Annotated in this window: 6 protein-coding genes and 1 other RNA gene; 5 read left to right on the top strand and 2 right to left on the bottom strand. The window is 42.5% G+C overall.

The genetic code is table 11. The annotated features are described in order from the left end of the window. Window positions 1-591 precede the first annotated feature (591 nt). Both ACFOZY_RS12945 and recU read right to left on the bottom strand, forming a co-directional pair. Window positions 592-3,249, bottom strand: coding sequence for a PBP1A family penicillin-binding protein (locus ACFOZY_RS12945; protein ID WP_378156120.1), 2,658 nt, complete (start codon window positions 3,247-3,249; stop codon window positions 592-594). A 34-nt stretch (window positions 3,250-3,283) separates the two neighbouring features. After that, window positions 3,284-3,895, bottom strand: coding sequence for a Holliday junction resolvase RecU (gene recU, locus ACFOZY_RS12940; protein ID WP_378156119.1), 612 nt, complete (start codon window positions 3,893-3,895; stop codon window positions 3,284-3,286). A gap of 199 nt (window positions 3,896-4,094) precedes the next feature. Between recU and ACFOZY_RS12935 the strand changes: the two genes are divergently transcribed. The 5 genes from ACFOZY_RS12935 to rnpB all read left to right on the top strand — a co-directional run bounded on the left by ACFOZY_RS12935 (window position 4,095) and on the right by rnpB (window position 8,816). Next, a complete protein-coding gene (locus tag ACFOZY_RS12935) occupies window positions 4,095-4,466 on the top strand; it encodes a YppE family protein (RefSeq protein ID WP_378156117.1) in 372 nt (123 codons plus the stop codon). Then, on the top strand, window positions 4,453-6,726 hold the full coding sequence (locus ACFOZY_RS12930; protein WP_378156115.1) for a DEAD/DEAH box helicase: 2,274 nt from the start codon (window positions 4,453-4,455) through the stop codon (window positions 6,724-6,726). The genes ACFOZY_RS12935 and ACFOZY_RS12930 overlap by 14 nt, the downstream gene beginning before the upstream one ends. 1 nt (window position 6,727) lies before the next feature. Beyond that, window positions 6,728-8,026 (top strand): ribonuclease H-like domain-containing protein, encoded by a 1,299-nt coding sequence (locus ACFOZY_RS12925; RefSeq protein ID WP_378156112.1) that lies wholly within the window; start codon window positions 6,728-6,730, stop codon window positions 8,024-8,026. Window positions 8,027-8,087: 61 nt separating this feature from the next. Next, window positions 8,088-8,378 (top strand): cell division regulator GpsB, encoded by a 291-nt coding sequence (gpsB, locus tag ACFOZY_RS12920; protein ID WP_378156110.1) that lies wholly within the window; start codon window positions 8,088-8,090, stop codon window positions 8,376-8,378. Window positions 8,379-8,437: 59 nt separating this feature from the next. Then, window positions 8,438-8,816: RNase P RNA component class B (gene rnpB, locus ACFOZY_RS12915), an RNA gene on the top strand. Window positions 8,817-8,911: the final 95 nt, after the last annotated feature.

Here is an 8,911-nt window from a genome sequence, read left to right as displayed (position 1 = left end):
CTTCGCTTTCCGTGGGCTTAGGCCAACAGGAAGTTGGTCACAAAGGCGTTGCCGCAGGACGCGGCGCACTTAGACTTTGTTCAATAACTAACGTCACTGACGTGCCTTGCGGGGTCTTCAGCTCAAGCTATTCCCACAGGACATTGCAATAGCTTCCTCGAATAGACACCGCACGAAGGAAATGTGAAGCATTTTCGAGGAGTCTTCGTGGCGATCACCGCTTTACTATTCATTCTTTAAGTATAAGTGTAAAAATAGCGGAAGTCGGCGACTCCTTTAAGGTTGGCGTCCTAAGATCGCCACGTCCTGTGGCAACGGACGCATGACCCGCTTCGTGCGGGCCCAATAGCAAGCGAAGCGAGACCCTGCACGAGCTGTTAAGGAAGAGAGGCTAAGTTCGCCGCGTCCTGCGGCAACGCCTCCATGATCAACATCCTGTTGACCCTAAGCGGCTCGGTGCTTGCCCGCGGAAAGCGTCCGACTGGAGCGATGGCTCCAGATTAAAGATTATATACATTGGAATTTATAAAAATTCTCTTGTCAACAAACTGAAGGACTCCTAAAATGGAGTCCTTCAGTTTGTATAGTTATTTAAGGGTTAGTTGGCGGTGTTTCACCTGTTCCGTCGCTTTCAGGGGTACCGATACTACTTCCAGATGTTGTTCCGGTTCCGGAATCATCCCCACCACCATCATCTGGAGGAGGAGTCCCTTCTTCAGGAGGTGGTTCTTCTCCAGCTCCACCATCTTCAGGAGGTGTTTCACTGCCATCTGGCGGAGGTTGTGTTTCTCCGTTCCCGTTCCCATTGCCTTGACCATTTCCATTTCCGTTCCCATTGCCTTGACCATTCCCGTTACCTTTATCATTACCTTTATCTCCTTCATCTTCCGGAGAAGCGGAGATTCGGAGTGAAACGGTAGCAGGGGAACTTTGAACTTCATCTACAAAGGCTACAACACTGAACGTATAGTTGCTACCCGGCTGGATGCCATCAACTTTGAGTTGTTTCTCCTGTTGGGTCGATAAGACTTTGCTTTCTGCGCCGTCTATTGTTACAGAAACCACAAATCCGATTTGGAGGTCTTCATCCGGCGATTCGTGATCCCAAGAAAGGAGTGCTGATTGATCTTCAGGATTATAGTCAGCTTGCAGATTGATTGGTGCACCTACTTCAACAATATCGTATTCTTCCGATACTTCTTTCGGTTCAGTGCCTTTTACGAATAGTTCAGTTCGTTTCAGTTCATCCGGGGTATAGTCGCTGGCCAGTTTCAATGGATTTGTACCAACTTCAACTGTCGCTTCAACAACGGAACTTGGTTTTTTGAAACTTGCTGTTCCTTCAGAGATTTCACCCATGATATTTCTAAACAAATATTGAGGAACTCGGCGTTCATCCCAAGTCGTCATTGCATTTTTCTTGTCTTTATAACCGCTCCATATTGAAATTGAATAATCAGTTGTGTAGCCGGAAAACCATGAATCCGGAACACTACCGGATTTCAAGTTATACTCTTCAAATTCTTTCTTTGTGTAGTTTGTCGTTCCAGTTTTACCCGCGACATCAACTCCAGGAACAGCAGCACGCCTGCCTGATCCGTTCGGATGATTAATGACGTCACGTAACATATCAGTGACCATGTATGCAGTAGAATCTTTCATTGCAACTACTGGTTCCGACTTGTATGTTTTTTCAGTTTGACCATCACGGTAACTGATTTTAGTAATTGAATACGGCTTTGTATAGACACCTTTATTTCCAAATGCGGCATAGGAAGCAGCCATCTGGATAGGAGAGATTCCTTTTTCTGATCCACCAATCGCGACAGCGGAGTTCAAGTCTCCTACGTCAATGCCTAGTTTCTTGATGAATTGACCAGCACGTTTTGTGCCGACTTCTTCAAACACTTTAATGGATGGAACATTTCGGGACTCATACAAAGCTTGTCGTAGTGGAATATCGCCCTTGTATTTACCGTCCGCATTACGGATCGTTTGATCTGTTCCTTTATATTTATATGGCTCATCCGTTACCGTTTGTCCTGTAGACCAGCTTAAATATTCAATAGCCGGGCCATAATCCAATAACGGTTTAATGGTAGAACCTGGTTGTCGGTCTTTCAGGTCCTGTGCATAATTCCAGTTCTGGAAGATGTAATTCCGTCCACCGCCAATCGCTGCAATTCCTCCGGTTTTTGTATCGATGACAGCAATTCCAGTTTCTAATGTCTCGGTAGGGAAGTCATAATTGGCTAATTGATTTTCCACCGTTTGCTGTGCTTTCGGATCGAGAGTCGTATGGATCGTGATACCTTCTGCAAGCAATTGTTCATCGCCTTGTACCCTAAGTTCTTCTAAAACAACATCTAAGAAGGCTTCGTATTTATTGTCTGAATCCATTTTTCGCTGGTCTTCAGGCTTCAATCCTTCAGTGACAGGTATCGCTTGTGCAGCTTTCATTTCTTCTTCCGATATCTTCCCGTGTTGGTGCATGAGACTCAATACAATATTTCTTCTTTTTTCAGCACGTTCTGGATTTTTAAATGGATTATAGTTGTTCGGGCTTTGTGGCATGCCAGCTAATAATGCCATTTCTTGCAGTTCCAGTTCGTTCAATTCTTTGCCATAAAAGTATTCAGCCGCCGTTCCGAATCCGTATCGATTTCCGGACATGAGAACTTTGTTGAAGTACATTTCAAATATTTCTTCTTTTTCATATTCCCGTTCAAGCTGAATCGCAAGATAAGCTTCCTGTGCTTTCCGTTTTAATGTCTTTTCATTTTTCAGGAATGAATTCTTGATCACCTGTTGAGTGATTGTACTTGCCCCTTGGGATCCAAAGCCTTGCGTAAAGTTGGCAAGGACAGCACCACCAAGGCGGAATAAGTCGATTCCCATATGATTATAAAAGCGGACGTCCTCTGTTGCTAATATGGCATCTTCCATTGTTTGCGGTATTTCTTCATAGGGGATATACTTTCGATTTTCCGCACCTATTACTGCAAAGCGGTCGCCGTTTTTATCTAGTACGATTGAAGATATGGGATCCTTTAAAGACTTTTCATCTAATTCAGGTGCACTGCTTGCATATACAGTAAAGAGTACGGCACCACCTATGAACAATAGTAGGCACACAGCAACGATCAATGTGACAATCTTTTTAAATATGCCCTTCGCCGGTTTTTTTGCTTTCTTTTGTTTCTCAAGCTCTTTCCTGCGCTGTTCTCTTGACATTTTTCTATCAGCCACAGTATTTTCCTCACTTTCTATGAATGCTCGGCAATTACTTGCCGAGCATTTGTTCTACAGCCTCCAAGTAGTTGATACGGGGACTGTATCCGGTATTTATTTCGATTGCTTCCTGTTCAAATTCTTTCAGAGGAATAGACTTCCTGCCGCCCTGAAGCATCCTTTTCCATTTTTCTTCGAGCATAGAATACGGGACTGCATAATATTTATCAGCTGAAGAGAATCTAATAATCAGAAAAGCAATTCCCTTTTGCAGTATTACGCTTTTCATATGTTCGACTTGGTGGGGATGGATGTTTTTAAGCGGGAAAGAAGTCGGATTTTCTGTTTCTTTCGCCTCAAAGTCAATATGGTATCCTTTCCATACGCCGTTATAATCTGTTGTCGACGGTGTTTTAAAATAAGCTTCCCGGATAACGGCTGCACTACGGGACGGGTACTCTACATTGACGATTTGAATTGGAACAGGTTTCTTATGAATGACTGCAATGTTACGGTCTAAGTAAAACTCATTCGTTTCATTGATTTCATCCTCTAACGTTTTTCCCCGATTACTAAAAGAGTAATCCTTCTTGGACTGTTTGTTTTTTTTAGGATTTGATACGGGCGGACTGTACGATTTCCCGTTTGGGTAACGTATAACCATAATATGCACCTCTTATCCGAAACCTATCATACCATAAGAGAAGACGTTGCTCTTCCAGTTAGGTTTCAATAATACTACCCACCATTATCTCATAATTTTGTCGCTAATCCTATAATAAAGGAATATTTGTTCGGTCTTTATGGAGTTACATCGTAAAATTTGTTACACTAAAGGAAAAAAGAGTAAGGTGTCAGAAAACATGTCGCTAAAACAATTAACTATAAAACTATTTAATGAGTGCGAGGAATGCCTCAATCGACATAAACGTATGAGGGAAGAAGATCGCTCTCCTGATTTTTTCGGGGAGGTCAAGCCCCATGTGGATCATTTCCATGCAAAGATTGATGAGTGGGAAAAGCAAAGTAAAGAATGGATTGCATCGTATCGACCGAAGCATGTGAGAGTTCAGCAAATCGACCATGCCGTAGATATGATGAAACAATTTTTAGTACAGTCGTTTTATAAAGAAACTGGGAAGAAACGGTTTGTCCAATCGATTCAAGCTGTTCAATACACGTTAGAGACGCTTTTGAGGGCAATACGAGAGGAGGGGGAAGATGATCAGAAGTAAAAAGGGATTATCGGGAGTCATTTCTGAATGGAGGCAAGACCCGGAAATGAAGGAACGCATAGCCCATTGGCACACAGTCGAAGCGAAGACGGCTAAATATGCGGACTTTCCGGAAGTTCTCCATCCATCCATTCAAAAAGCTTTGCGGGAACGAGGGATAGAACGGCTGTATTCCCATCAAAGGGAAGCTTTCGATCTGGCGATGGAAGGAAAATCGTTTACCGCCATTACACCAACAGCATCAGGCAAGTCACTTTGTTATCATTTACCGGTCCTTCAATCGATTTTAAATGATTCTTCTTCCCGTGCACTTTATCTATTTCCGACAAAAGCTCTTGCTCAAGATCAGAAGAGTGATCTTCACACACTCATCGAGCATAGCGGAGAGGAAATATTAAGTTATACGTATGATGGGGACACAAGTCCAGGAATCCGTCAAAAAGTAAGGAAGTCCGGACATATCGTCATGACGAATCCTGATATGCTCCATTCAGGTATTTTGCCACATCATACAAAATGGGTCTCGCTTTTTGAAAACTTGAAGTATATCGTCATCGACGAATTGCATACATATAAAGGAGTTTTCGGAAGTCATGTTGCCCACGTCATACGCAGATTGAAACGGATTTGTGCCTATTATGGAAGCAATCCGATCATCATTTGTACTTCCGCGACTATTGCCAATCCGAAAGTGCTTGCAGATAGTTTGACGAATACTGACCATCATCTGATTTCAGAGAATGGTGCACCTTCAGGAAAAAAGCATTTCATATTTTACAATCCTCCTATTATTCATCCGACGTTCGGCGTAAGAAGAAGCGCTATTTTAGAAGTTCGGGATGTAGCTTCAAAACTTTATAAGGAGGGCGTACAGACAATTGTATTCGCCAAAAGCAGAGTCCGGGTTGAAATGCTCGTCACTTACTTGAATGATTTAACGAAGAAAAAACTTTCTGACCAGACAATCCGCGGTTATCGTGGGGGGTATCTTCCTTCTGAACGGAGAGAGATTGAAAAAGGGCTTCGGGATGGAACGATTCAGACGGTTGTTAGTACGAACGCACTAGAACTCGGTGTTGACATTGGTCAGCTTCAGGCATGTATTATGACCGGGTATCCCGGTAATATCGCCAGTGCTTGGCAGCAGGCGGGAAGAGCGGGCAGAAGACAGGATGAAGCGTTAGTCATCTATGTCGCACAATCCACGGCTCTCGATCAGTACGTTGTTGAGCATCCGGACTATTTTTTAGGACAATCGCCGGAAGAAGTTAGGATCCATCCTGATAATCTGATTATTCTAATGGACCATCTAAAATGTGCATCATTTGAGCTTCCGTTCTCCATGACAGAACAATATGGCGAATTTGAAATACAGGAACTGTTGGCTTACCTTGAAAATGAAGGGGTACTAATGCGCGTTTCAGATCAATGGCATTGGATGAGTGATCGATTCCCTGCACATGACATTAGCTTAAGATCTGCTTCACAAGAAAATGTAGTAATCATAGATCAGACAATCCCAAAAGGGACGAAGGTAATCGGCGAAATGGACCGCTATAGTGCCATGACGCTCTTACATGAGGAAGCGATTTACCTGCATCAGGGAGTACAATACCAAGTTGAGACACTGGATTGGGAAGAGAAAAAAGCGTATGTAACTCAAGTAGATGTTGACTATTATACGGATGCTAATCTTGCGGTTGAGTTAAAAGTCATAGCTCAAGATAAAAGCGATGAAACTGGAACTGTCAACGTTTCATATGGAGATATATCTGTACTTGCAATGCCGACCATTTTCAAGAAAATCCGATTTGGCACACATGACAATATTGGATCTGGACCCATTACCTTACCACCGGAAGAGTTGCATACAAATTCAACATGGATTTCTTTTAAACGTCCGGACGGTTGGTCAGAGTCCACATTAACCGATGCCATGACAGGTGCAGCATACGCCATCGGTTCTTTTATACCTCTGTTTGTTCAGTGTGATAGGACTGATATACATGTTGTTCCACAAGTCAAGGCTGTACAATCCGGAGAACCTACCTTCTTTATATATGATAGTTACCCTGGCGGAATAGGAATCAGTGAAGGTATATATGATATTTGGAGGGAGTTACTCCAACGTACTGCAGCTCATGTGTCAAATTGTCCATGTGAAAGTGGATGCCCTGTATGTATCGGACCTCAAGATGCAAATCGGTTCATCAAACATTCGGTATTTAAATTACTCTCTTCGTTAGCAGAGGGACAATGATATGTCTTACGAAAATAAGCTGTTGCAGATGAAAAGCCTGTTAAAGAAAGCGCCAATCGTGAAAGAAGAGAAAAAACAGCTAAGAAAAAAACCGGTAAAACCGGAGTATACGGATAGATGGATTAGAGCAGGACTTGAGTCGTTGGAAAACGATTATGGATTAGTGTTTCGTAAGAAGACGCTATACCCTTTAGATCATGTCCACGGGAACATTCAATTGAATGGTTTTCACCGAGCACTTGACCAATGGCATGACGCCGGAGAAGTTCATCCATTCCATTTAACGGATGATGAAGAGATTGTATTTTTTGATACAGAAACTACCGGTTTAAAAGGGACCGGCACGTTGATCTTTTTAATCGGTTTCTTGAGAGTGAGAGAAGAGGCAGTAGAATTAGTCCAATATGTTCTCGCAGATCCAGCAAACGAAGCGGCATTCCTATTTGAAACGGACTTATGGAAAAAGCCGATGACGTTAGTCTCATACAATGGCAAAAGCTTCGATTGGCCACAAATTGAAACGAGATGGACACTGAATCGCAACGAATTGCCAAAGTTAAAGGAACACCGACATGTCGATCTACTTGTAGGAACTCGGCGTATGTGGAAGGATGAAATGGAAAGATTCAAACTGACAAAAGTGGAAGAGGAGAAACTTGGTTTCCATAGAAAAGGAGATATTCCGGGCCATTTAGCACCAGTCATCTATATGGACGCGGTAAAATCGGGTAATCCCGAATTATTAATGAAAGTCCTAAAGCATAATGAATGGGATATTTTATCGCTTCTCACTTTATTCATCCAATCCACAAGTCTGCTTCTTTCAGAACCTGAAAACGAATCTGCCGTTACATATACTAATATCGGAAAATGGTATGCCGACCTTAAAGTGAATTCGAAAGGGAAAGATTTATTCCTATATGTAACGGAATCATTTTCAAACGATACATCCTATGCATTTTATTATTTAGGCTATCAATTAAAAAGAGAGAAACGTTACAAAGAGGCAGCCGTTTCATTCCAACATAGTTTAGAGGGGTTAGTTGGCAGGAAGAAAATAGATGCGTACATTGAGTTATCGAAGATCTATGAACATCAATTCAAAGATTTTCTTGAAGCTTCACGTGCGGCTGAATCGGCAAATGAACTTGCTGAGAATCACTATTTCCCAAGGGTCGAGAGCCGTGAGAAACTGTTAGCGGAGTTGAATAAGAGATTAGTGCGTTTGGAAATGAAAAAAGTATTTCCCGGGGAAGCGCAGTGTTCGACAGGAAATGGTGAAAATTCCTTTCAGGAATAAACAAATTAAGACAAGATATGCTATACTGTTTTCAATGTAAGAGATGGGAAGGGCGAGTGAGATGGACCTTAAATTGACGGCCAAAGACATTTTAGAAAAAGAATTCAAAACGAGCATGCGCGGCTATAATCAGGATGATGTCGATCAGTTTCTTGACGATATCATCCAAGACTACGAAGCGTTTGAAAAGACGATTTCCCAATTGAAAGCCGAAAATAAACGTTTAAAAGAAGAGCTTGAAGAGATGCCTAAACGCCAACCTGCATCACAAGCAGGAACAACGAATTTTGATATTCTGAAACGCTTATCAAATTTAGAGAAGCATGTTTTTGGAAGCAAGCTTTACGAATAACAATTATTTACAGTTGTAATGATCCGTTATTTTTAGTATACTCGTATATACCATGACGAAAATTCAGGTAATCGCTGCAATGTAAATTGTAGAGGAAAGTCCATGCTCACACGGCTCTGAGATGACCGTAGTGTTCGTGCTCAGCGAAAAGATAAGCTGGGGCAGCCTTTTGGCTGACGGCGGGAATAAGGCCTAAGTCCTTTGGATACGGCCGAGGTTCCCTGAAAAGTGCCACAGTGACGTAGCTGTACCGGAAACGGTACAGGTGGAACGCGGTAAACCCCTCGAGTGAGAAACCCAAATTATGGTAGGGGCACTCTCCTGATGGAAATGAACGGATGGAGGGACAGGCAAATGCCTGTAGATAGATGATTACTACCCCATACGTACGAGGCTTCGGCCGTTCGAGTACCGGGGGACAAAACATGGCTTATTGAGTTTTCGCGTGTGTCTATATGAGAAAAGTATAAAGCTCTCCAGATCGGAGGGCTTTCTTTCTGTTTACATAGTGTTCTTTAATGGAAAACTACATA

It is taken from the genome of Chungangia koreensis (assembly GCF_042651785.1).
GTDB lineage: Bacteria > Bacillota > Bacilli > Bacillales_A > Planococcaceae > Chungangia > Chungangia koreensis.
Note: the sequence above shows the minus strand (reverse complement) of the source record. Positions and strands in the feature narration are given on the sequence as shown.

What these genes read in the sequence shown, in the direction of transcription:
- recU (WP_378156119.1), bottom strand. Translation starts at nt 3,895, where the DNA reads ATGGTTATACGTTACCCAAACGGGAAATCGTACAGTCCGCCCGTATCA.
- ACFOZY_RS12935 (WP_378156117.1), top strand. Translation starts at nt 4,095, where the DNA reads ATGTCGCTAAAACAATTAACTATAAAACTATTTAATGAGTGCGAGGAA.
- ACFOZY_RS12930 (WP_378156115.1), top strand. Translation starts at nt 4,453, where the DNA reads ATGATCAGAAGTAAAAAGGGATTATCGGGAGTCATTTCTGAATGGAGG.
- ACFOZY_RS12925 (WP_378156112.1), top strand. Translation starts at nt 6,728, where the DNA reads ATGTCTTACGAAAATAAGCTGTTGCAGATGAAAAGCCTGTTAAAGAAA.
- gpsB (WP_378156110.1), top strand. Translation starts at nt 8,088, where the DNA reads ATGGACCTTAAATTGACGGCCAAAGACATTTTAGAAAAAGAATTCAAA.